This is a genomic window from Streptomyces sp. NPDC050085, assembly GCF_044460595.1.
Lineage (GTDB): Bacteria > Actinomycetota > Actinomycetes > Streptomycetales > Streptomycetaceae > Streptomyces.
Window position 1 is genome coordinate 169,912 of the sequence record NZ_JBITJZ010000004.1, and the last position, 21,119, is coordinate 191,030.

The 21,119-nt window shown below is 71.3% G+C and carries 21 protein-coding genes; 11 read left to right on the forward strand and 10 right to left on the reverse strand.

What is annotated here, in order from left to right:
• Window positions 1–22 precede the first annotated feature (22 nt).
• The gene (locus ACIBUY_RS16880) at window positions 23–613 is read left to right on the forward strand and encodes a TetR family transcriptional regulator (protein ID WP_365562918.1); all 591 of its coding nucleotides are present in this window, start codon (window positions 23–25) and stop codon (window positions 611–613) included.
• 36 nt (window positions 614–649) lie between these two features.
• Here the strand turns inward: ACIBUY_RS16880 and ACIBUY_RS16885 are convergent, their stop codons facing one another.
• The 4 genes from ACIBUY_RS16885 to ACIBUY_RS16900 all read right to left on the reverse strand — a co-directional run bounded on the left by ACIBUY_RS16885 (window position 650) and on the right by ACIBUY_RS16900 (window position 4,953).
• Window positions 650–1,297 carry a GNAT family N-acetyltransferase gene (locus ACIBUY_RS16885; protein WP_399152931.1) on the reverse strand — a complete coding sequence of 216 codons (648 nt, stop codon included), beginning with the start codon at window positions 1,295–1,297 and terminating at the stop codon, window positions 650–652.
• A 171-nt stretch (window positions 1,298–1,468) separates the two neighbouring features.
• Complete coding sequence (locus ACIBUY_RS16890; protein ID WP_399152932.1) at window positions 1,469–1,717, reverse strand: hypothetical protein; 249 nt, start codon at window positions 1,715–1,717, stop codon at window positions 1,469–1,471.
• 592 nt (window positions 1,718–2,309) lie between these two features.
• The gene (locus ACIBUY_RS16895) at window positions 2,310–3,434 is read right to left on the reverse strand and encodes a family 2 encapsulin nanocompartment cargo protein polyprenyl transferase (RefSeq protein WP_365562909.1); all 1,125 of its coding nucleotides are present in this window, start codon (window positions 3,432–3,434) and stop codon (window positions 2,310–2,312) included.
• Window positions 3,435–3,546: 112 nt separating this feature from the next.
• A complete protein-coding gene (locus ACIBUY_RS16900; protein WP_365562906.1) occupies window positions 3,547–4,953 on the reverse strand; it encodes a family 2B encapsulin nanocompartment shell protein in 1,407 nt (468 codons plus the stop codon).
• Between the two features lie 198 nt (window positions 4,954–5,151).
• On the opposite strand from ACIBUY_RS16900, the gene ACIBUY_RS16905 reads away from it, so the two are divergent.
• The 3 genes from ACIBUY_RS16905 to ACIBUY_RS16915 all read left to right on the forward strand — a co-directional run bounded on the left by ACIBUY_RS16905 (window position 5,152) and on the right by ACIBUY_RS16915 (window position 7,123).
• Entirely contained in the window at window positions 5,152–5,385 is a 234-nt protein-coding gene (locus ACIBUY_RS16905; protein ID WP_365562904.1) for a hypothetical protein, read from the forward strand.
• A 152-nt stretch (window positions 5,386–5,537) separates the two neighbouring features.
• Window positions 5,538–6,128 (forward strand): N-acetylmuramoyl-L-alanine amidase, encoded by a 591-nt coding sequence (locus ACIBUY_RS16910; protein WP_399152933.1) that lies wholly within the window; start codon window positions 5,538–5,540, stop codon window positions 6,126–6,128.
• 71 nt (window positions 6,129–6,199) lie between these two features.
• On the forward strand, window positions 6,200–7,123 hold the full coding sequence (locus ACIBUY_RS16915; protein ID WP_399152934.1) for a 1-aminocyclopropane-1-carboxylate deaminase/D-cysteine desulfhydrase: 924 nt from the start codon (window positions 6,200–6,202) through the stop codon (window positions 7,121–7,123).
• Window positions 7,124–7,129: 6 nt separating this feature from the next.
• On the opposite strand, the gene ACIBUY_RS16920 is transcribed toward ACIBUY_RS16915, so the two are convergent.
• Window positions 7,130–8,728, reverse strand: coding sequence for a Na+/H+ antiporter (locus tag ACIBUY_RS16920; protein ID WP_365562896.1), 1,599 nt, complete (start codon window positions 8,726–8,728; stop codon window positions 7,130–7,132).
• Window positions 8,729–8,778: 50 nt separating this feature from the next.
• Between ACIBUY_RS16920 and ACIBUY_RS16925 the strand changes: the two genes are divergently transcribed.
• The 3 genes from ACIBUY_RS16925 (at window position 8,779) to ACIBUY_RS16935 (ending at window position 10,747) form a co-directional block, all read left to right on the forward strand.
• On the forward strand, window positions 8,779–9,039 hold the full coding sequence (locus ACIBUY_RS16925; RefSeq protein WP_365562894.1) for a UBP-type zinc finger domain-containing protein: 261 nt from the start codon (window positions 8,779–8,781) through the stop codon (window positions 9,037–9,039).
• 263 nt (window positions 9,040–9,302) lie between these two features.
• Complete coding sequence (locus ACIBUY_RS16930; protein ID WP_365562892.1) at window positions 9,303–9,716, forward strand: anti-sigma regulatory factor; 414 nt, start codon at window positions 9,303–9,305, stop codon at window positions 9,714–9,716.
• Window positions 9,713–10,747 carry an RNA polymerase sigma factor SigF gene (locus ACIBUY_RS16935; RefSeq protein ID WP_365562889.1) on the forward strand — a complete coding sequence of 345 codons (1,035 nt, stop codon included), beginning with the start codon at window positions 9,713–9,715 and terminating at the stop codon, window positions 10,745–10,747. Before ACIBUY_RS16930 ends, ACIBUY_RS16935 begins: the two co-directional genes overlap by 4 nt.
• 104 nt (window positions 10,748–10,851) lie before the next feature.
• Here ACIBUY_RS16935 and ACIBUY_RS16940 read toward each other — a convergent pair whose 3' ends face one another.
• The gene (locus tag ACIBUY_RS16940) at window positions 10,852–11,304 is read right to left on the reverse strand and encodes a hypothetical protein (RefSeq protein WP_365562886.1); all 453 of its coding nucleotides are present in this window, start codon (window positions 11,302–11,304) and stop codon (window positions 10,852–10,854) included.
• A 126-nt stretch (window positions 11,305–11,430) separates the two neighbouring features.
• Here ACIBUY_RS16940 and ACIBUY_RS16945 point away from each other — a divergent pair, with 126 nt between their 5' ends.
• On the forward strand, window positions 11,431–12,399 hold the full coding sequence (locus ACIBUY_RS16945; RefSeq protein ID WP_365562883.1) for a diacylglycerol kinase family protein: 969 nt from the start codon (window positions 11,431–11,433) through the stop codon (window positions 12,397–12,399).
• 319 nt (window positions 12,400–12,718) lie between these two features.
• On the forward strand, window positions 12,719–12,976 hold the full coding sequence (locus tag ACIBUY_RS16950) for a WhiB family transcriptional regulator (RefSeq protein ID WP_016639615.1): 258 nt from the start codon (window positions 12,719–12,721) through the stop codon (window positions 12,974–12,976).
• Between the two features lie 255 nt (window positions 12,977–13,231).
• On the opposite strand, the gene ACIBUY_RS16955 is transcribed toward ACIBUY_RS16950, so the two are convergent.
• Window positions 13,232–14,707, reverse strand: coding sequence for a PAS domain-containing sensor histidine kinase (locus ACIBUY_RS16955; RefSeq protein ID WP_365562880.1), 1,476 nt, complete (start codon window positions 14,705–14,707; stop codon window positions 13,232–13,234).
• A gap of 355 nt (window positions 14,708–15,062) precedes the next feature.
• Window positions 15,063–15,686: a TetR/AcrR family transcriptional regulator gene (locus tag ACIBUY_RS16960; protein ID WP_365562877.1), complete on the reverse strand. Its 624-nt coding sequence runs from the start codon at window positions 15,684–15,686 to the stop codon at window positions 15,063–15,065.
• A 96-nt stretch (window positions 15,687–15,782) separates the two neighbouring features.
• Between ACIBUY_RS16960 and ACIBUY_RS16965 the strand changes: the two genes are divergently transcribed.
• The gene (locus ACIBUY_RS16965; protein WP_365562874.1) at window positions 15,783–16,535 is read left to right on the forward strand and encodes an SDR family oxidoreductase; all 753 of its coding nucleotides are present in this window, start codon (window positions 15,783–15,785) and stop codon (window positions 16,533–16,535) included.
• Window positions 16,536–17,216: 681 nt separating this feature from the next.
• Here ACIBUY_RS16965 and ACIBUY_RS16970 read toward each other — a convergent pair.
• Entirely contained in the window at window positions 17,217–18,239 is a 1,023-nt protein-coding gene (locus tag ACIBUY_RS16970) for an SIS domain-containing protein (RefSeq protein WP_365563290.1), read from the reverse strand.
• Window positions 18,240–18,740: 501 nt separating this feature from the next.
• Between ACIBUY_RS16970 and nagB the strand changes: the two genes are divergently transcribed.
• Complete coding sequence (gene nagB / locus ACIBUY_RS16975) at window positions 18,741–19,526, forward strand: glucosamine-6-phosphate deaminase (RefSeq protein ID WP_365562871.1); 786 nt, start codon at window positions 18,741–18,743, stop codon at window positions 19,524–19,526.
• Between the two features lie 76 nt (window positions 19,527–19,602).
• Here nagB and ACIBUY_RS16980 read toward each other — a convergent pair whose 3' ends face one another.
• Window positions 19,603–21,114: a glycoside hydrolase family 3 protein gene (locus ACIBUY_RS16980; protein WP_365562869.1), complete on the reverse strand. Its 1,512-nt coding sequence runs from the start codon at window positions 21,112–21,114 to the stop codon at window positions 19,603–19,605.
• Window positions 21,115–21,119 lie beyond the last annotated feature (5 nt).

A 21,119-nucleotide genomic window follows, 5' to 3' on the forward strand; every position in this document is an offset into this window, starting at 1 on the left:
CGGTGTGAGAGGAGTCGGGACGATGGTGAGGAATCCGGAGCGCAGAGCGGCCCTCGTGGACGCGGCCGTGGACGTGCTCGCGGCGGAGGGTGCGCGCGGTCTGACGTTCCGCGCGGTGGACACGGCGGCGGGCGTGCCGACGGGCACGTCGTCCAACTACTTCGCCAACCGCGACGACCTGCTCGCCCAGATCGACAGCTGGCTGCACGAGCGGCTCGCGCCGGACCCCGAGATCGTCGCGGAGCTGCTCGAGCGGCCCAGGAACCGGGCCCTGGTCAGGGCGTTCATGCACGATCTGATGGGCCGCGCCCAGCGCGACCGCACCGGGTTCCTCGCACTGATGGAGATGCGCCTGGAGGCCGGACGCCGGCCCGAGCTGCGCGCGTCCCTGATGAAGTCGCTGCGCGGCGACCTCGACGAGGGCATCGCCTTCCACGCCGCGTCCGGCCTGCCCGGCGGCGCCGAGGAGGTCACCCTGCTCTACCTGGGCATGCTCGGCCTGATCCTGGAACACCTCACGATGCCGGGGATGCTGGACGGTGCGATCCCGGGCGCGAGCGTGCCGGACGGTGTGGTGGAGCGGCTGGTGGAGCGGATCATCCCTGAGGGGTGAACGCGGGCCCGGTGATGCCGCCTGAGGGCGGGTGCCTCAACTGCCCTGCGGCTCCCGCCACATGGGCCACATCGTCGGACCGCCGGGGAGCTCGACCGCCGTACCGGTGAAGACGAAACCGAGCCGCTCGTACAGGGCCCGGCTGCGGGCGTTGCTGGCCTCCAGATATGCGGGCAGCCCCTCGCGGTCGCAGCGCTCCAGGACGGGCGCCATCAGCGCGGTGCCGAGGCCCTCGCCCTGCCGACCGGGACGTACGCCGATCATCCACAGGTAGACGTGCGCGCGGCCCACGGGATGCGCGGCGGCCGTCAACCGGGCTATCTGCTCGACCCGTTCGTTGTCGGGGTCGACGGCGGCGCGCAACTGAGCGGCGTCGTCGCCCTGTTCATCCTGCTCATCCTCGGTGTGCGGGGCGCCTTCGGTGTGCGGGTCACCCTCGACATGCGGGTCGCCCGGCATGTCCATCCACAGCGCGACGGCCGCACCGTCCTCGGCGAGGTCGATGTACCCCTCGTCGAACGTGATGTCGGTGAACGCCCCCATCAGGCCCGCGTGCCGGGCCCGCCGGTGCTCCTCCCCGGGGAACACCCAGCTGCTGACCGGGTCCTCCCGGAACGCCTCGTCGAGCAGCGCCACGACCAGATCCCGCTCGCCCCGCCCCGCTCTGCGCATCGCCACGCCCATCTCGGATCCCCCCTGGCCGATGCGGCCCAACTCGCTTGCCCTGTCCGGTGGTCGGCAGCCTAAGCGATCACTCCCGTACGCGGGCACGGGCCCCGCGCTCCGCCCGGATCGCGGCGGAATGCGGGGCCCGTGCCCGTGCCCGTGAAGGCGGTGCGGTGGAGCGCGGTCGGCTCAGCCGCCGGCCACGGTCTGGTGGACCTGGTCATTGCGGCTCATGGCCAGCTTGTCGAGCACCTTGGTCATGGCGTCCGGCACGGACCTCAACTGGGCCGTGTCGATGGGCTGGTTGACCTTGGCCATCGCCGGGACGTACGTCTCGGTGAGGTTGTCACCGCCGTCGGCGTGCGCGAGGGCAGGGGTGACGAGGACGGCAAGCGCGGCGGAGGCGACGACCCCGATGGTGGTGCGACGGGTGGACATGGGATTCCTTCCGGAAGGTGCGGGGGGGTTACGGCAATCGCGGCTGTTCTAGCGGCTGGACGATCGCCGCACCCCCCTATGGGCCTCCCGTGGGCGCGCCGGGCCCACTTCCCCGTCATCATCTCGTCGGGCCGGTACGCCCGGTCAGTCCTGCATCGCGAAGACCGCACCGGGAAGGTGCCCCGGGGCCCACCCGGGGGGCCACTCTGGAGAAGCCGTATGAGAAGCCTCCGCCAGGGAGGCCGTACGGGCAGCTCCCGCCGGAACGCCGGACCAGCAGATCCCGCCGGAATACCGGACCAGCAAGCCCCGCCAGAACGCCAGGCCAACAGGCCCCACCGGAATACCGCACCAGCAAGCCCCGCCGGAATACCGGAACGCCGGACCAGCAGATCCCGCCGCAGAAGCCACACCGGGAAGGCCCCGCCAAGAAGGCCGCGCGGGACGAGCCCGCCGGGAGAGCCCGCCGGGAGAGCCCGCCGGATTGCCGGGCCAGCAGGCCACACCGGGCAAGCCGCACAGGAAGACCTCGCCTGGGAGCCCGTACAGGAGGCCCCCGAGGCCACACGAGAAGCCCCCGCCGGAAAGGGCCTCAGTACCCGCGCCTCGTCACGAACTCCGCGAGGGAGAGCAGCCCGCCCGCCGCCTCCGGGACCGGGACCGCCTGGGCGAGGCGGTGCAGGGCCCGTGCCATCTGGTCCGCCGCCTGCTCCTGCGCCCAGTCACGCCCACCGGCGCGCTCGACGGCCAGCGCGATCGCCTCGAGCTCGGCCGCGGTCTCCTTGCCGGCGCCCGGCGGCCCGTACAACGCCGCCAGTTCGTCCGCCGCCGGGCCGCCGGAGGCCAGCGCCGCAACGACCGGCAGGGACTTCTTGCGTACGGCCAGATCGGCGCAGGCCGGCTTGCCGGTGCGGGCCGGGTCGCCCCAGATGCCGATCACGTCGTCGATGAGCTGGAAGGCGAGGCCCGCGGCCCGCCCGAACGCGTCGAGCGCCGCCACCTCCGCCTCGTCCGCGCCCGCGTAGAGCCCGCCGAGCGCGCAGGCACAGCCGAGCAGCGCCCCGGTCTTGGCCTCGGCCATGGTGAGCGTCTCCTCGAGGGAGACCTGTGCGGGGTCGCGGCGCTCCAGGGCTATGTCCGTGGACTGGCCCGCGCACAACTCCACGACACAGGCGGCGAGTCGGGCCGCGGCGGCCGGGGCCGCCGGGTGCGCGTCCTCGGCGAGCAGCCGCTGCGCCTGCGCCTGCAGGGCGTCGCCCGCGAGGATGGCATCGGCGTCCCCGAACACCGTCCACGCGGTCGCCCGGTGCCGGCGCGTGGCGTCGCGGTCCATCACGTCGTCGTGCAGCAGTGTGAAGTTGTGGGTCAGCTCGACGGCGGCCGCCGCCCGTACCGCCCGGCCCTCGTGCCCGCCGAGGGCCCGCGCCGCGGCCAGGACCAGGGCGGGCCGCACCGCCTTGCCCGCGTTCCCCGCGGCGGGTGTGCCGTCCGCGTGCTCCCAGCCGAAGTGGTACAGGGCGACGCGGCGTATGGACCCCGGCAGTGACTCGACCGCGCGCCGCAGCTCGGGGTCGACGAACGCCCGGGCCCGCGCCAGGATCGCCGACGCCTCGTGCGCCTCCGGTGCCCCCGGCCCCCTCTTCCCCGTTCCCTCGCTGTGCGCCCCGGCAGGCTCGACTGCCGCTCGCGTCTGTGTCGTTGAGGTCGGCTGCGTCATGGACTCACCCCGGTCAGGGCGCGGGCGGTGGCGGTTCCGCTGCTGCTGGGCGCGTACCCCTTCGGTGTACCCGCCCTTTCGGGCGGGGACACGACATTCCGGACGCGGTTCGTCACCGCCACCGGCCGATCTCGACGTTCTCCAGGACCCCCAGTGCGTCGGGCACCAGGACCGCCGCCGAGTAGTACGTCGTCACCAGGTACGAGATGATCGCCTGCTCGCTGATGCCCATGAACCGCACCGACAGGCTCGGCTCGATCTCGTCCGGGATGCCCGACTGGCGCAGGCCGATGACGCCCTGGTCCTCCACTCCCGTACGCATGCAGATGATCGACGTCGTCCGGGCGTCCGAGACCGGGATCTTGGCGCACGGGTAGATCGGCACACCGCGCCAGGTCGGGATGCGGTGCCCGCCCACGTCGATGCTCTCGGGGACCAGACCCCGCTTGTTGCACTCCCGGCCGAACGCGGCGATCGCCTTCGGGTGCGCCAGGAACAGCTTGGAGCCGCGCCGCCTGCTGAGCAGCTCGTCCATGTCGTCGGGTCCCGGCACTCCGTCGTGCGGCTGGATGCGCTGGTCGTACTCGCAGTTGTTGAGCAGACCGAACTCGCGGTTGTTGATCAGCTCGTGCTCCTGGCGCTCCTTCAACGCCTCGACGGTGAGCCGGAGTTGGTGCTCCGTCTGGTTCATCGGCTGGTTGTAGAGATCGGCCACGCGCGTGTGGATGCGCAGCACGGTCTGCGCGACGCTCAGCTCGTACTCGCGCGGCGCCGACTCGTAGTCGACGAACGTGCCCGGCAGGACCGCCTCGCCGACATGGCCCGCGGAGAGGTCGATCTCCTTCTCGCCGTACGTGTTCGCCCGCTGCGCCGGGATGGAGCGCAGCTGCCGGAGGTGGTCGCGCAGCGTCTCGGAACGCTCGGCCACCTGCTCGAGCTCACGGCGCGGCAGCGTCAGCACGGTGCACGCCGTCACCGCACGTGCCGTGTACTCCCAGATGCTCTCCGCGTCGAGCAGCGCCTGGTCACCGAAGTACGCGCCGTCGGCGAGGACGCCGAGCACCGCGTCGTCGCCGTACGGCCCCGTGCCGATCTTCTCCACGCGGCCGTGCGCGAGCAGGAACACCTCGTCCGCCTGGCTCCCGAACGAGGCGAGCACCTCGCCGGCCGCGAACTCCCGCTGCTCGCACCGCTCGGCCAGCTCGCCCAGGACGTCCAGGCCCTCGAAGTCCCGCAGCGCGGGCAGCTCCCCCAACTCCGCCGGAATCACCCGGACTTGATCGCCGGTCTTCACGAAGGTGATCCGCCCGTCACCGACCGAGTAGCTCAACCGCCGGTTCACCCGGTACGTGCCGCCCTGCACATCCACCCAGGGAAGCGTCCGCAGCAGCCAGCGGGAGCTGATCTCCTGCATCTGCGGCGCGGACTTGGTGGTGGTGGCCAGATTCCGCGCGGCGGCCGTCCCGAGGCTCTTCTGCTGCCCCGGCTGCTCCGCGCGGACCTCTTCGCCTACCGACATGTCTATGCCCTCCCGATCATGAACTGGCCTGGGCCCGCAAGCCTCCATCACCGGACGTGGCCGCGCCATTACACAAATGAGCGGGAATGGATCTCGTCCGGACGGGGCATTGGCGGCGTTTTCCGGAACTCGGGGCTCCCGGCGCGCGTTGATCGGAAAACGGCCGACGACAGACATCGACTGAGCGGAGTGAGGACCATGGCGGGCTTCCTGGACCGTGCCAAGGAGCAGGCGCAGCGCGGGATGGCGCAGGGCAAGCAGAAGCTGGACGAGGTGCAGGCGCAGCGCGCGGGCACCGACCTGCTCAAGAAGCTGGGCGCCGCGTACTACGCGGAGCGCAAGGGCAGCGGCACCCCCGAGGCCACGCAGGCGGCGGTGCAGGCGCTGGAGGCGCACATCGCGGCGAACGGGGACGGGTTCCTGCACAGCTGAGAGGCCCCTGGGTCCATCACCCCAGGTCGCCGGTGTCCGGAACGGCTCGCACGGGATCCGAACGAGTAGTCCCCGTAGGGCAGTTCCGGTACAAGCAAGCGGTACGAGACGGCACGCGACCGGCGGCCGTCGCGCCCGCGAAGGAGGCGGCCATGGCCCCACCCATGTCCGCGAGCAGCTTTCTCGCCGCGCTCAGGCACGAGGGACTGACGGTGGTCGAGGTCGGCGACTGGCAGCATCACAATCGCAACCACAAGGGGGCCTGGGGCCCGGTCAACGGCGTGATGATCCATCACACGGTCACCGAGGGCAGCGCGGCGACCGTCCGCATCTGTCGCGACGGGCACGCCGATCTGCCGGGACCGCTGTGCCACGGCGTGATCACCAAGGACGGCCGGGTGCACCTGGTCGGGTACGGGCGGGCGAACCACGCGGGCCTCGGCGACGACGACGTCCTGCGTGCCGTGATCGCGGAGAAGGCGCTGCCGCACGACAACGAGGCGAACACGGACGGCAACCGCCACTTCTACGGCTTCGAGTGCGAAAACCTCGGCGACGGCGAGGACCCCTGGCCCGCGGCCCAGCTGGAGGCCATCGAGAGGGCGGCCGCGGCGGTCTGCCGTCACCACGACTGGACGGAGCGCTCGGTCATCGGCCACCTGGAGTGGCAGCCCGGGAAGATCGACCCGAAGGGCTTCACGATGGCGTCGATGCGCGAGCGGATCAGGGACCGGCTGAAGTAGCCCGCGCCCGCACCAGGGCGCGACCACGGACCCGACGTGAGCGCGGGCCGTTGCGACGGGCACCCGGACACATGTCCGACAATGACCGGGTGCCCCACCCGACCACCGCCGAGTTGCTCCCGCGCCTGCCGTCGCCCCTCACCGCGATCGACGACGACCGCTTCACGCGGCACGGCGTACGCGTCCTCCTCAAGCGGGACGATCTGATCCACCCGGATCTGATCGGCAACAAGTGGCGCAAGCTCGTCCCGAACCTGGAGGCGGCCGGGGGCCGGGCGCTCGTCACCTTCGGTGGGGCCTACTCCAACCACCTGCGTGCGACGGCCGCCGCCGGCCGCCTCCTGGGCGTGCCCACGCTCGGCATCGTCCGCGGCCACGAACTCGCCGACCGCCCGCTCAACCCCTCTCTGGCCCGCTGCACGGCCGACGGCATGCGCCTGCACTTCGTCGACAGGTCGACGTACCGCCGCAAGGCCGCCCCGGACGTCCTGGCCGCGCTGCTCGAGGCCGCCGACGCCCGGGACGCGTACGTGGTCCCGGAGGGCGGCAGCAACTCCCTCGCGGTTCAGGGCTGTACGCGGCTCGGCCACGAGCTGCGGGGTCACGCGGACGTCGTCGCCATCGCCTGCGGCACCGGCGGCACGCTCGCCGGCCTGGCCGCCGGGCTCGCCCCCGACCAGCGGGCACTCGGCGTCTCCGTCCTCAAGGGCGGCTTCCTGACGGCCGAGATCCGTGCGCTGCAGGAAGCGGCGTTCGGCGGCCCGCGCGGCGCCTGGCACGTCGAGGACGGCTTCCATTTCGGCGGCTACGCGCGCGTGCCCACCGAACTCGCTTCGTTCGCCGAGGACTTCGAGGACCGGCACGGCGTCCCGGTGGAGCATCTCTATGTCGCCAAAATGCTGTACGCCCTTGTCGCCCTCACAGAGGCGAGCAGGTTCGCACCGGGCACGACGATCGCCGCGGTCGTCACAGGCGCCCCCTTCGGGGACGGCTGAGCGCGCTCAGTCGTCCACCTCCCGGTAGGCCGCGGCCTCCTCCAGGTCCAGCTTGCGCAGCAGCGTCCGCATCATCTCGTCGTCGATCCGCCGCTCGTCCCGCATCCGTACGAAGACCTCGCGTTCGGCCGCGATCGCTTCGCGCGCGAGCCTGCGGTAGGTGTCGTCGGCGGACTCCCCCGTCACCGGGTTGGGCTGGCCGAGCCGCTCCCACACGGAGTTGCGGCGCCGCTCGAGGACGGTGTGCAGACGGTCCTGGAGCGGCTGTGGCAGGCAGTTGCGCTCGTCCCGCATCAAGTCGTCCACGCGCTCCTCGGCGGCCGTGGAGGCGACGTTCTGCGCCTGCGCCTCGGCGAGCGTCTCGGCCTGCACGTCCCGGCCCGGCAGCTTGAGCGCCTTGATCAGCGGCGGCAGCGTGAGCCCCTGCACGACGAGGGTGCCGATGACGGTGGTGAAGGTCAGGAAGAGCACCAGGTTGCGCGCGGGGAACGCGTCGCCGTCGTCCATCTGGACCGGGATGGAGAACGCGACCGCCAAGGACACCACTCCGCGCATCCCCGCCCAGCTCACGATCAGCGGCCGCTTCCAGTCGGTGTCGCTCTCCCGTTCCCTGATGCGCGACGACAGCCACAGCGGCAGGTAGGTCGCCGGATACGACCACACGAAGCGGATCACGACCACGAGCACGAACACCGCGACCGCGTACCAGACGGCCTGGGCCACGCTGTACTCGCCGAGATCCGAGAGGACGACGCGCAGTTGGAGCCCGATGAGCGCGAACACCGACGACTCCAGGATGAACGAGACGACCTTCCACACCGCGGCTTCCTGCAGCCGCGTCTCGAAGTCGACCTGCCAGGACCGGTGCCCCAGATACAGGGCCACGGTCACCACGGCGAGCACTCCCGAGGCGCCTACTTGTTCGGCGGCGGCGTACGCGACGAAGGGGATGAGCAACGAGAGGGTGTTCTGCAGGATGGCCTCGGTGAGGTGCTTGCGCAGCCAGTGAAGCGGCACCATCAGCAGCAGCCCCACACCGACCCCGCCCACGGCCGCCATCAGGAACTCGCGGATGCCGCCGCCCCAGCTCGCGCCTTCGCCCACGGCCGCGGCGAGCGCGACCTTGTAGGCGGTGATCGCGGTCGCGTCGTTCACGAGGGACTCGCCCTGAAGGATGGTGGTGAGCCGCGACGGCAGCCCCACCTTGCGGGCGATCGCCGTGGCGGCGACGGCGTCCGGCGGGGCGATGACGGCGCCCAGGACGAGCGCGGCGGTCAGCGGCAGGTCGGGGATCAGCTCGTACGCGAGCCAGCCCACCGCCACCGTGGCGAACAGGACGTAGCCCACCGAAAGCAGCGCGACGGGCCGGATGTTGGCCCGCAGGTCGAGGTAGGAGCTCTCCAGGGCGGCGGTGTGCAGCAGCGGCGGCAGGATCAGCGGCAGCACGATGTGCGGGTCGAGCGTGTACTCCGGAATCTTCGGCACGTAGGACGCGGCCAGGCCGATCGCGACAAGAAGGAGGGGTGCCGGCACCGGCGTCCGGCGTGCCGCCCCCGCCACCGCGGCACTCGCCGCGACCAACCCCACCAGTGGCAATACGTCCATGACCAGCCTTCCGCCGTCCTCGTCGCCCCAGCCGACGTAACCTGGCCATCATGAACGAGTGCCCGCACGTCGACGCGCTGCCGCACCCCGAGCCCGCTCCGCTCAGTGAGACCTGTCTGGAGTGCCTGGCCGTCGGCAGTCACCCTGTGCAACTACGCCTGTGTCTGGTCTGCGGGCACGTCGGCTGCTGCGACTCGTCCCCGTACAAGCACGCGACGGAGCACCACAAGGAGACGGGCCATCCCGTGATGCGCACCTTCGAGCCTGGTGAGAGCTGGCGCTGGTGCTTCGTGGACGCGGTTCTCGTCTGATCCGGACGGTCGTGGGCCCCATCGGGGTTCGACCGACGGACGCCTGGGTACGTCAACCCGGCGCCCCCTCTTTCCAATTGGGCCCGCACACCCTCTAGCCACTGTCCGTACCCGTAGGCTTACTATGAGTGACAGCAACGGGCCGGGGGTCCCCGGGACAGGAAAGTCGGGCGCGCGGTAGCGTCACCGCAGATATATGTGGCGCATCACCCGGGGGAGCACCTCCGGAGCCCGAAAGTGCTTGTACCACCTTGGAGGTGAGGGTGTCCCAGTTCGCAGGCGAGCCCGGGAATCAGGACTTCGTGGAAGTCCGGCTGCCGGCTGCGGGTGCCTACCTGTCGGTGCTGCGGACGGCCACGGCCGGTCTCGCAGCGCGTTTGGACTTCACCCTCGACGAGATCGAGGACCTGCGCATCGCGGTCGACGAGGCCTGCGCGATCCTGCTCCAGCAGGCCGTCGCCGGCTCCGTGCTCAGCTGCGTGTTCCGGCTCGTCGACGACTCCTTGGAGGTGACGGTCTCCGCACCCACCACCGACGGCCGGGCCCCGGAGCGCGACACCTTCGCCTGGACGGTCCTCTCGGCCCTCGCGGGCCAGGTCGACTCCACGGTGGCCGACGACAAGACCGTCTCGATCAGCCTCTACAAGAAGCGCGGCGCGGGCCCCGGCCCGGCGTGAGGAACGGGGACGGTCCGGTGCGGGACGACAAGCGCGGCACACGGGATCTCCCGGCCGACGGCACGGACGGGGTGCGGCGGCTGGCCGCGGGCATCCCCGAGCAGCAGGCCCGGCCACATCCGGAAGACACGGCGGCCCCGGCGGCCGACGCTCCACAGCAGGCAGCGCCGGCTTCCGGGACCGAGCTTCGCGGGGGCCCTGGGGGATCGGACGCGCGACGGGCGGGATTGATGAGCGACCACCAGCGACACGGTGAGCACCACGGCCGGCACGATCCACAGGACCGCAGCGGTGCGCGTGCGATGTTCATCGAGCTGCGCACCCTGAAGGACGGCAGCCCGGAGTACGCGGAGCTGCGCAATCAGCTCGTGCGCATGCATCTGCCCCTGGTCGAGCACCTGGCCCGGCGCTTCCGCAACCGCGGGGAGCCGCTGGACGACCTGACGCAGGTCGCGACGATCGGCCTGATCAAGTCGGTCGACCGGTTCGACCCGGAGCGCGGCGTGGAGTTCTCCACGTACGCCACCCCGACGGTCGTCGGCGAGATCAAGCGGCACTTCCGCGACAAGGGCTGGGCCGTGCGCGTCCCGCGCCGCCTTCAGGAGCTGCGTCTGGCCCTGACGACGGCGACGGCCGAGCTGTCCCAGCTGAACGGCCGCTCCCCCACGGTCCACGAGCTCGCCGAGAAGCTGGGCATCTCCGAGGAGGAGGTCCTGGAGGGCCTGGAGTCGGCCAACGCGTACTCCACGCTGTCCCTGGACGTCCCGGACACGGACGACGAGTCCCCGGCGGTCGCCGACACCCTCGGAGCCGAGGACGAGGCGCTGGAGGGCGTCGAGTACCGCGAGTCGCTCAAGCCGCTCCTGGAGGACCTGCCGCCGCGCGAGAAGCGCATCCTGCTGCTGCGTTTCTTCGGCAACATGACGCAGTCGCAGATCGCCCAGGAGGTGGGCATCTCCCAGATGCACGTCTCTCGCCTCCTTGCGCGCACGCTGGCGCAGTTGCGCGAAAAGCTCCTCGTGGAGGAGTGAGCGCGCTTTATGCAGGCACGCTTTTCCGTACGCATATGAAGGCGCCCGGTGCGGTCATTGCACCGGGCGCCTTCATGTCGCTTGTCTGCACGCCTACTTGGGCCCTATTCGGGATCCTGCACACTGCCCGGCGTGCGAATGCCGAGCGCGCGCGTGGTCTCCCGATTGACGAGCATCACCAGCGCGACGACCGCCACCACGCCCAGCACGATCCCGGCCGGAATGGCCATGCTGTCGGCCTGCAGCAACGTGTAGGCGACGGGCAGGGCCATGATCTGCGTGATGATCGCGGGGCCGCGGCTCCAGCTCTTGCGCGCCAGCAGTCCGCGCGCGGCGAGCAGCGGCAGCAGGGCGAGCACGAGGAGCGTCACGCCGCCGGTGACGGCCTGCTCCGGGTTGTCGGGGTGTCCCGCGAGCCCGGCGACCAGCAGGTAGCCACCGGCCACGACGAGGGCGACCCCCTCGAACCCGGCCAGGGCAGCGGCGGCGGTCAGCCGGCCGGGGCGCGGGCCGTCTTCTTCGGAGGTGTCGGGGGTGGGGTTCTGCTCTGAGGTCACCTTTGCAGAGTAGCTCTCGCCCGCCGCGCCACCGCAGGCCGTACCCGGGGCACGCGCGCCCCGGACTCTTACCTGATCCCTACCTCGGTCTGGGCCGGATCAAGAGCGCTAGGTACTCTGCTTCGCATGCGTGCACTTCTTGTGGTCAATCCAGCGGCAACCACCACCAGTGAGCGCACGCGTGATGTCCTCATCCACGCCCTGGCGAGCGAGATGAAACTCGAGGCCGTCACCACCGAGTACCGCGGCCACGCCCGGGACCTGGGGCGCCAGGCCGCCGAGAGCAAGGACATCGAGCTGGTCGTCGCCCTCGGCGGCGACGGCACGGTCAACGAGGTGGTGAACGGGCTGCTGCACGGCGGCCCCGACCTCGACCGGCTGCCGGGCCTGGCCGTCGTCCCCGGCGGTTCCACGAACGTCTTCGCGCGTGCCCTCGGCCTGCCGAACGAGCCCGTGGAGGCCACGGGCCAGCTCCTGGACGCCCTGCGCGAGGGCCGCGAGCGCACGGTCGGCCTGGGCCTCGCCGCGGGCACCCCCGGCACCGAGGACGAGGCGGTGCCGTCCCGCTGGTTCACCTTCAGCGCGGGCCTCGGCTTCGACGCGGGTGTGGTCGGCCGGGTCGAGCAGCAGCGCGAGCGCGGCAAGCGTTCGACGCACGCCCTGTACGTGCGACAGGTCGTACGCCAGTTCCTCGGCGAACCGGACCGCCGGCACGGCACGATCACGCTCGAACGGCCGGGCGAGGACCCGGTCACGGATCTGGTCGTCTCCATAGTCAGCAACACGTCCCCGTGGTCCTTCCTGGGCAACCGGCCGCTGTATCCGACGCCCCAGGCGTCCTTCGACACCGGCCTTGACGTGCTCGGACTCAAGAAACTGTCGACCCCCGCGGTGACCCGCTACGGCACCCAGCTGCTGATGTCGACGCCCGAACGCGGGCCCCACGGAAAGAACGCGGTCACGCTCCACGACCTGACCGACTTCACCTTGCATTCGAAGGTGCCTCTGCCCCTTCAGATGGACGGTGACCACCTGGGGCTGCGCACTAGCGTGACGTTCACAGGCGTACGCCGTGCACTGCGTGTGATTGTGTGAGTGGAAGGGCCCAAAGTCCTTTATCTCGAACGTTTGGGCCAGCCTCCACCCCATGGAAGTACGGCTGTGACCTAGCCGACACCGAGGAATCAAAAAAAACTTTCCTGAAGGGGTTGTATCCGCCGCCGAGGTTTGCGAATCTCTACATGGCGCTCGGGACGGCCCGCAACATCGGCCCCACAGAGAGCCCGAATCCCCTCCTCAAAGCAACGGACCACCGTCGCGTACGTGACGTTCGGCCCTTCACTTGTTGAGGGATTCGTGAAAGCGTTCACATTCACAAGCAACCTGCACGTAATACCAAGGAGAGGTAGCAGCCATGGACTGGCGTCACAACGCCGTTTGCCGCGAGGAAGACCCCGAGCTCTTCTTCCCCATCGGCAACACCGGTCCTGCGCTGCTGCAGATCGAGGAAGCCAAGGCCGTCTGCCGCCGCTGCCCCGTCATGGAGCAGTGCCTGCAGTGGGCGCTCGAGTCCGGCCAGGACTCCGGCGTCTGGGGTGGCCTCAGCGAGGACGAGCGCCGCGCGATGAAGCGCCGCGCCGCTCGCAACCGGGCCCGTCAGGCCTCCGCCTGATTCCCCACCCCGTTCGAGCCTGAGCCCGGCGGCGCGTACAGCGAGTACGCATCTCCCGCCCCCGAGCCGCAGCGCGCAGTACCCCCGATGCTCCCCCAGGCTCAGCCCGGGACATGACCCGAGCAACGCGAGCAGTGAGCCCCGGACCGTCCAACGGTCCGGGGCTCACTGCTGTTTGCGTCTGCGCAGTGTCTACGCCTTTGGAGACGCGGCCACTCGTGGGGCCCTACTGGTGAGGCCCCACAAACAAGGCCCCTACTTGTGGGGGCGTACCGGGATGTCGAGCACGACCTGGGTGCCGCGCTCGGGTGCGGGCACCATGTCGAACGAGCCGCCCAACTCGCCCTCCACCAAGGTGCGTACGATCTGCAGGCCCAGGTTGCCGGCACGCTTCGGGTCGAAGTTCTCGGGCAGGCCGACGCCGTCGTCCTGGACGGTGATCAGCAGCCGGGCGTCCTTGCTGGTGCCGCCGCGGACGGCCGAGACCTCGACGGTGCCGGTGTCGCCCTGGCGGTAGCCGTGCTCCAACGCGTTCTGCAGGATCTCGGTCAGGACCATCGACAGCGGGGTCGCCACCTCGGCGTCCAGGATGCCGAACCGGCCGGTGCGCCGGCCCGTCACCTGCCCCGGCGAGATCTCCGCCACCATGGCGAGCACCCGGTCGGCGATCTCGTCGAACTCCACGCGCTCGTCCAGGTTCTGGGAGAGCGTCTCGTGCACGATCGCAATGGAACCGACGCGCCGGACGGCTTCCTCCAGCGCTTCACGCCCCCTGTCCGACTCAATGCGCCGGGCCTGCAGCCGAAGCAGCGCGGCCACGGTCTGCAGATTGTTCTTCACCCGGTGGTGGATCTCCCGGATGGTCGCGTCCTTGGTGATCAACTCGCGCTCGCGGCGCCGCAGTTCGGTGACGTCGCGCAACAGGACCAGCGAGCCGATGCGCGCGCCCTTGGGCTTGAGCGGGATCGCCCGCAGCTGGATCGACCCCTCCTCCCCCTCGATCTCGAACTCGCGCGGCGCCCAGCCGCTGGCCACCTTGGCGAGCGCCTCGTCCACCGGGCCGCGGGAGGGGGCGAGTTCGGCCGTGGTCCTGCCCAGGTGGTGACCGACCAGATCGGCCGAGAAGCCCAAGCGGTGGTACGCGGACAGGGCGTTGGGAGACGCGTACTGGACGACGCCGTCCGCGTCGAGCCGGATCAGACCGTCGCCCACGCGCGGGGAGGCGTCCATGTCCACCTGCTGCCCCGGGAAGGGGAACGAGCCGGCGGCGATCATCTGCGCCAGGTCGGAGGCCGACTGCAGATAGGTCAGCTCCAGGCGGGACGGCGTACGGACCGTCAGCAGGTTGGTATTGCGCGCGATGACACCGAGGACCCGCCCCTCCCTGCGTACGGGAATGGACTCGACCCGCACCGGGACTTCCTCGCGCCACTCGGGATCGCCCTCGCGCACGATGCGTCCCTCGTCGAGCGCGGCGTCCAGCATCGGGCGGCGGCCGCGCGGCACCAGGTGGCCGACCATGTCGTCCTGGTAGGACGTGGGGCCGGTGTTCGGCCGCATCTGCGCCACGGAGACATAGCGCGTGCCGTCGCGCGTGGGGACCCACAGGACGAGGTCGGCGAAGGAGAGGTCGGAGAGCAGCTGCCACTCCGAGACCAGCAGGTGGAGCCACTCGAGGTCGGAGTCACCGAGGGCGGTGTGCTGGCGTACGAGATCGTTCATGGAGGGCACGAGGCGAGCGTACCTGCCGGTCGATCGGGCCTCGAAAAGTCCCGAAAAGACCGACGGGCCGCGGCGCCGGGGGTCGGGACCCTCAACCCTTTCCCAGGCACCGCAGCCCTTCAGGTGCATCGGCTTCCAGGTGTGCGGTCCCGGGTGCCGATCGAGGATCCGGCGCAGTCAGGGCAGAGAGCGCGGTTCCTCTGTCCGTCCTCCTGTGCGGGGAGGACGGAGGCCTTCATGACGCATTGTGGACTAGACCATTCTCCGATGTCTATGCGTCGCCGGAGGTTTGTTGTCGTCTCTTCCTCCGACTCCTATGAGTCCTACGCCCTCCAAGGCGGGCGCGTCCACCCCGCATCCACCCCTATTCACGCACGCCCGTACCCGCCGGTTCACGCGCGGGCCAGGCCGTCATCGCGAGGTCGGCGATCGCCTCCAGCTCCGCCCGGCTCGCGCCGTCCCGCGACTGCTGCGACATGCCCTGGAAGACGGCCCCGACGAAACGGGCGAGCGCCGCCGGGTCCGTACGCTCCGGCAGTTCGCCCACGGCCACGCCCTGGCGGATCCGGTCCTCGATGGCGGCGAGGCTCGCGCCGCGCTGCTCGCGCAGGGCCTGCTCGACCTCGGGCGTCGTGCAGTTCGTCGCGGCGTGGATCACCAGGCAACCGTGCGGGTGGGCGGGGTCGGTGAACTCGTCGGCCGCCTCCCGCAGCAGCCGCTCGACGGCTCCGCGCGCCGTGGGCTCCTCGGTCAGGGCGCGGCCGGGCCGGGAGCCGTGGGTGATGCCGTAGACCCGCACGACCTCCTCGAACAGCGAGCGCTTGTCGCCGAAAGCGGCGTACAGGCTCGGGGCGCCGATGCCCATCTCGCGGGTCAGGTCGGAGACGGAGGTCGCCTCGTACCCGTTCTCCCAGAAGGCCCTCATGGCCTTCTCCAGGGCGGTCTCCCGGTCGAACGAACGGGGCCGCCCACGCTGCTTGGTCGCCATGGGGTGAATTCTATAGCGCCCACTAGAAAACGGGGGCGGGTGTGCGCTACGGTCATTTTCATAACGAGCGCTACAGATTTGAGGAGGGGCGTCGGCATGGGCGTACTCACGGGCAGGACGGCACTGGTCACGGGCGCGAGCCGGGGCATCGGGCGCGGCATCGCGGAGCGGCTCGGCCGGGACGGGGCGCGGATCGCGGTGCACTACGGGGTGAACGAGGAGGCGGCCAAGGACACGGTCGCCGCGATCGAGGCGGCGGGCGGATCGGCGTTCTCGATCGGGGTGGACCTCGGATCCCCGGGCGCGGCGCGGGAGCTGTGGGAGAAGTTCGACGCGCGGGCGGACGGCGTGGACATCCTGGTGAACAACGCGGGGATCGGTACGACGAGCGCTTTCGCGCAGATCGAGGAGCCGGAGTTCGACCGGCTCTTCACGGTGAACACCAAGGCACCGTTCTTCCTCACCCAGCTCGCGGCGGAACGGCTGCGCGACGGGGGCCGGATCATCAACGTCTCGTCCGGCGCCGCCCGCGTCACGGCGCTGCCGGACCTCATGCCCTACGCGATGACGAAGGGCGCGCTGGATGTCTTCACCCGCTACCTGGCCCGGGTTCTCGGCCCCCGGGGCATCACGGCGAACACGGTGGCACCGGGCATCGTCGACACGGACACGAACGCGGAATGGCTGCGGGGGAACGACGAGGCGTGGGCCGGGGCCGCGGCCCTGTCCGTCCTGGGCAAGGTGGGGACGCCGGCGGAGATAGCCGACGTGGTGGCGTTCCTGGCGTCGCCGGACGGAAGGTGGGTGACGGGCCAGTGGGTGGATGCGACCGGGGGGTCCTTGATCTGACCCATCGGGACCACCCACGCGCGGGACCGGGACCCACTCCCGGGCCCCCACTCACAGGCCTCTGGGGTGTCCTGGTCTGGGACTCGGGGGGCTCCAACCTCTGGGTCTCTTGGGTCTCTGGGTCTCTGGGACTCTGGGACTCTGGGTCTCGGCGACTAGGTGACTCCGGGCCACCGGGCCACCGGGCCACCGGGCTTCCGGGCTTCCGGGCTTCCGGGCTTCCGGGCTTCCGGGCTTCCGGGCTTCCGGGCTTCCGGGACACAGTGACGCGGTGACTCGGCGACTCGGTGACTCGGTGACTCGGTGACTCGGCGGCAAGGTCAGCCCGGGACACCGCCGAAGACGCCGAGACTCCGTGCTTACGTGACACCGGGACCTACGTGACACCGGGACCTACGTGGCACCGGAACCTACGTGACACCGGGCCACCTGGACCCGGCGACTACGTAAGTCTGGGACACCGGATCCTGGCGCCTCCGCGACACCGCAACCACCACCCATAGCCCCACCGTCAGCCGAACCCCGAGGCAAAACGCTGACACCAGGCGCCCGTCATGCAACACCTCCCCGAGCCGTGCCGAGCCCCAGCACCCAGCACCCAGCACCCAGCACCCAGCACCCAGCACCCACCCGAACCCCCACGACTCGGGCCCAGTCACAACTCCCGTTCCCGCGGAGCGGTCACCGCGTTTCCGTGACCTTCGCGAGAGCCCGCGGCGCGTCCGGGTTCTGGCCTCGGGCGATGGCCACCTCGTAGGCGAGCAGTTGGAGCGGCAGGATCTCCAGGAGCGGCTGCACCTCTTCCGCCACCCCGGAGGTCGGCAGGACGAAGCCGGCGCTGGCCCGGTCGACCTGGGCCTGGGGGCCGATCACCACGAGATCGGCGCCGCGGCCGCGCAGCCGGTCGAGCACGGGCTGGAGTGCCACACCGCCCTGACCGTCCGTCACGACGGCGATGACCGGGGAGATGTTGTCGACCATGGCGAGGGGTCCGTGCAGCAGGTCGGCGCCTGAGTAGGAGAGGGCCGGGATGTAGCTGGTCTCCATCAGCTTCAGGGCCGCTTCCTTGGCGGTCGGATAGCCGTAACCACGGGAGGTGATCACCATGCGCTCGGCGAAACGGTAGCGGGAGGCGAGCGTGCGGACCTCGTCCTGTCGGGCGATCAGGTCCGCGGCGAGGTCGGGCAGCACTCGGGCGGCCGAGCCGTCGCCTCCGCGCAGCCCCTCGACGAAGAGGTACAGCGCGAGCAGCGACGCCGTGTACGTCTTGGTTGCCGGGAGGGCCTTCTCCGGGCCGGCCAGGATGTCGATGTGGTGTTCGGAGACGGCGGCCAGCGGGGAGTCCGGGTTGTTGGTCACGGCGAGGGTGATCGCGCCGGCCTGCCGGGCGGCCTTGGTCGAGGCGACGAGGTCGGGCGAACCGCCGGACTGGCTGACGGTGATGACGAGGACGTCGCGCAGATCGGGCCGGGCGCCGTAGGCCGTGGTGGTGGACATGGAGGTGAGGCCGCAGGGCAGGCCGAGCTGGATCTCGAGGAGGTACTTGGCGTAGAGCGCGGCGTTGTCGGAGGTGCCGCGGGCCGTGAGCAGGACGAAGCGGGGGCCGCGGGCGGTGACCTGGCGGGCGGCCTCTTGGATGCGCGGGGCGCCGACGTCGAGGAGGCGGCGCAGGGCGTTCGGCTGCTCGCGGATCTCGCGGGACATGATCCGCCCGGGCCGCTCCTCCCCCACCTCCCCGCCCTGCCCCTGCCCCTGCCCCTGCCCCTGCCCCTGCCCCTGCCCCTGCGCACCCTGCTCCGGGTCCCGCTGCCCGGTCGGCGGCTGCTCGGAAGGCGGCTGCCAGGCCCGCCGGACCTGCGGGTCCTGTGGGGAGGGGGCGTCTGGCGTGGCGGACATGCGGGCACCTCCGGGTGAATGGGCGGGCCCGGACCCCGGCGGCTCGGGCGTCCACGGCCTTCTCCCACTGTGACCGCCGACGCCCGGATGCGCCCCCTCAACAGCACGGACCCGGCGCGAACGCAGCACGGGCACGGGGGTCGGTTCTCGCTCGACGTGCCGACGTGGAGTGCAGCGCGGAGCATGGACGCATCGGGTCCGTGGAGGGCCTGACCGGCAGAGGTCCGCTCTGCTAGATTGGTCTATACCACCGATCTCTTGCGGTTTTTCTCTCCTGAAGCTCCTCTGACCAGAAACGGCAGGCCCAGCGTGGAAGTTGTGATCGTTCCGGACGCCAAGGCGGGTGGCGAGATCATCGCCGAGGCCATGGCCCAGTTGCTGCGGCGCAAGCCCGACGCACTGCTCGGCGTGGCCACCGGCTCGACCCCGCTGCCCATCTACCAGGCGCTGACCGCCAAGGTGCAGGCCGGCGAGGTCGATGCCTCCAAGGCGCGGATCGCCCAGCTGGACGAGTACGTGGGACTGCCGACCGGGCACCCCGAGTCGTACCGGGCGACTGTGCTGCGCGAGGTCGTCGAGCCGCTCGGGCTCGGTGAGGGGTCCTTCATCGGGCCCGACGGCAGTGCCGAGGACGTGCAGGCCGCGTGCGTGGCGTACGACAAGGCGCTGGCCGAGGCGGGCGGGGTCGATCTGCAGCTGCTCGGGATCGGGACCGACGGGCACATCGGGTTCAACGAGCCGTGCTCGTCGATCGCGTCCAGGACCCGGATCAAGACGCTGACGCAGCAGACGATCACGGACAACGCGCGGTTCTTCGACGGGGATCTGAGCCAGGTTCCGCGGCACGTCATCACGCAGGGCATCGGCACCATCCTCGAGGCGCGACACCTGGTGCTGCTCGCCACGGGTGAGGGCAAGGCGGACGCGGTGGCGGCGACCGTCGAGGGGCCGCTGGCCTCCGTGGTGCCGGCGTCCGCGTTGCAGCTGCACCCGCACGCGACCGTCGTCGTGGACGAGGCGGCCGCGTCCAAGCTGAAGCTCGCGGACTACTTCCGTCACACGTACGCCAACAAGCCGCAGTGGCAGGGTCTTTAGGAATCCAGGCACGACAGGCACGGAGCCGGTCACCCCGGGCGGGGTGACCGGCTCCGTGTCGTGGTGACGGGCGGCGTCAGCCGCCGGTGATGACCTCCGCCGCGGCGACACCGCAGACGCGGGCCGCTCCGTGCGTGGCGATGTGCAGGGCGCCGCGCGGCGGAGCGCCGGGCACGCCCATTTCCACGACCACGGTGTCCGGGCGCGCGGCGAGCAGGGTGTCGAGGGCCGCGGCCATCCAGCCGTGGCGGTGCTCGTCGCGGACCACGGCCACGATGCGCTGCTCCCCCGCGGCCGCGAGGGCGGCGGTTCCGGCGTCCGGGCCCGTGTAGGAGCCGGTGGTGGTGCCGGGCAGCAGGCGCTGGAGTTCGGCGGCGACGCCCCAGGGGGTCTCGTCGCCGACCGCGATGTTGGCGACCGGCGAGAAGGCGGCGACGTGCACGGGCCCGCTGACCGGCGGGGCTGTGTCCTCGACGTCGCCGCGGGTCACGGTGATCGCGCGGCGGGCCGCGACCAGGCCGATCCCGTCGCCGGGCGTGCCCCCCGACGCGCCCGGCGCGGTCTCGGCGGGGCCCGCCGTCGTGGTCCACTCGGCGAGGGCGCGCACCCGGGCGGCGGCGTCCGCGAGCCGCTCCTCGGGCAGTTCGCCCGCGCGTACGGCGGCGACCAGGGCGTCGCGCAGCCGGGTCACCGTCTCCTCGTCGGCGAGCCCGCCGCCCACGCAGATGGCGTCGGCGCCGGCCGCGATGGCGAGGACGCTGCCGCGCTCGATGCCGTACGTCGAGGAGATGGCCTGCATCTCCATGCCGTCGGTGACGATCAGGCCGTCGTAGCCCAGCTCTTCGCGGAGCAGGCCCGTGAGGATGCGGCGGGAGAGCGTCGCGGGGCGGTCCGGGTCGAGGACCGGGACCAGGATGTGGGCGCTCATCACGGCCCGGCTGCCGGCCGCGATCGCCGCGCGGAACGGGGCGAGGTCGCGGGCGTGCAGCACGTCGAGGCCGACGTCGATGAGCGGCATGTCGTGGTGCGAGTCGACGCCCGTGTCGCCGTGCCCGGGGAAGTGCTTGGTGCAGGCGGCGACCCCGGCGGACTGCATGCCCTCGACGTACGCGGCCGTGTGGCGGGCCACGAGTGCGGTGTCGGCGCCGAAGGAGCGCACGCCGATGACCGGGTTGTCGGGGTTGGCGTTGACGTCGGCGGACGGCGCCCAGTTGAGGTTGACGCCGCACGCGGCGAGGCGGCGGCCGAGCTCGAAGGCGACCGAGCGCGTGAGCTCCACGTCGTCGACAGCGCCGAGCGCGTGGTTGCCGGGGAACGAGGAGCCCGTACGGACCTCGAGGCGGGTGACGTCGCCGCTCTCCTCGTCGATGGCGACGAGGATGTCGCCGCGTTCCGCCCTCAACTGAGCGGTCAGGGCGGCGAGTTGCTCGGCCGAGTGGATGTTGCGGCCGAAGAGGCCGACGGACGCGAGGCCCTCCCCGAGGCGGCGCAGCAGCCAGTCCGGCGCGGTGGTGCCGGTGAAGCCGGGCTGCAGGACGGTGAGCGCGTCGCGGGTCAGCGTGTCGGTGCCGCGGGTGACAGTGGTCATCGGGT

Coding starts and splice junctions, on each gene's coding strand:
- ACIBUY_RS16970 (WP_365563290.1), bottom strand. CDS start 18,239: ATGTCCCGCGAGATCCGCGAGCAGCCGAACGCCCTGCGCCGCCTCCTC.
- ACIBUY_RS16900 (WP_365562906.1), bottom strand. CDS start 4,953: ATGTCGGTAGGCGAAGAGGTCCGCGCGGAGCAGCCGGGGCAGCAGAAG.
- ACIBUY_RS16895 (WP_365562909.1), bottom strand. CDS start 3,434: ATGACGCAGCCGACCTCAACGACACAGACGCGAGCGGCAGTCGAGCCT.
- ACIBUY_RS16950 (WP_016639615.1), top strand. CDS start 12,719: ATGGACTGGCGTCACAACGCCGTTTGCCGCGAGGAAGACCCCGAGCTC.
- ACIBUY_RS16880 (WP_365562918.1), top strand. CDS start 23: ATGGTGAGGAATCCGGAGCGCAGAGCGGCCCTCGTGGACGCGGCCGTG.
- ACIBUY_RS16960 (WP_365562877.1), bottom strand. CDS start 15,686: ATGGCGACCAAGCAGCGTGGGCGGCCCCGTTCGTTCGACCGGGAGACC.
- ACIBUY_RS16915 (WP_399152934.1), top strand. CDS start 6,200: ATGTCCGACAATGACCGGGTGCCCCACCCGACCACCGCCGAGTTGCTC.
- ACIBUY_RS16885 (WP_399152931.1), bottom strand. CDS start 1,297: ATGGGCGTGGCGATGCGCAGAGCGGGGCGGGGCGAGCGGGATCTGGTC.
- ACIBUY_RS16905 (WP_365562904.1), top strand. CDS start 5,152: ATGGCGGGCTTCCTGGACCGTGCCAAGGAGCAGGCGCAGCGCGGGATG.
- ACIBUY_RS16965 (WP_365562874.1), top strand. CDS start 15,783: ATGGGCGTACTCACGGGCAGGACGGCACTGGTCACGGGCGCGAGCCGG.
- ACIBUY_RS16945 (WP_365562883.1), top strand. CDS start 11,431: ATGCGTGCACTTCTTGTGGTCAATCCAGCGGCAACCACCACCAGTGAG.
- ACIBUY_RS16980 (WP_365562869.1), bottom strand. CDS start 21,114: ATGACCACTGTCACCCGCGGCACCGACACGCTGACCCGCGACGCGCTC.
- ACIBUY_RS16920 (WP_365562896.1), bottom strand. CDS start 8,728: ATGGACGTATTGCCACTGGTGGGGTTGGTCGCGGCGAGTGCCGCGGTG.
- ACIBUY_RS16925 (WP_365562894.1), top strand. CDS start 8,779: ATGAACGAGTGCCCGCACGTCGACGCGCTGCCGCACCCCGAGCCCGCT.
- ACIBUY_RS16890 (WP_399152932.1), bottom strand. CDS start 1,717: ATGTCCACCCGTCGCACCACCATCGGGGTCGTCGCCTCCGCCGCGCTT.
- ACIBUY_RS16910 (WP_399152933.1), top strand. CDS start 5,538: ATGGCCCCACCCATGTCCGCGAGCAGCTTTCTCGCCGCGCTCAGGCAC.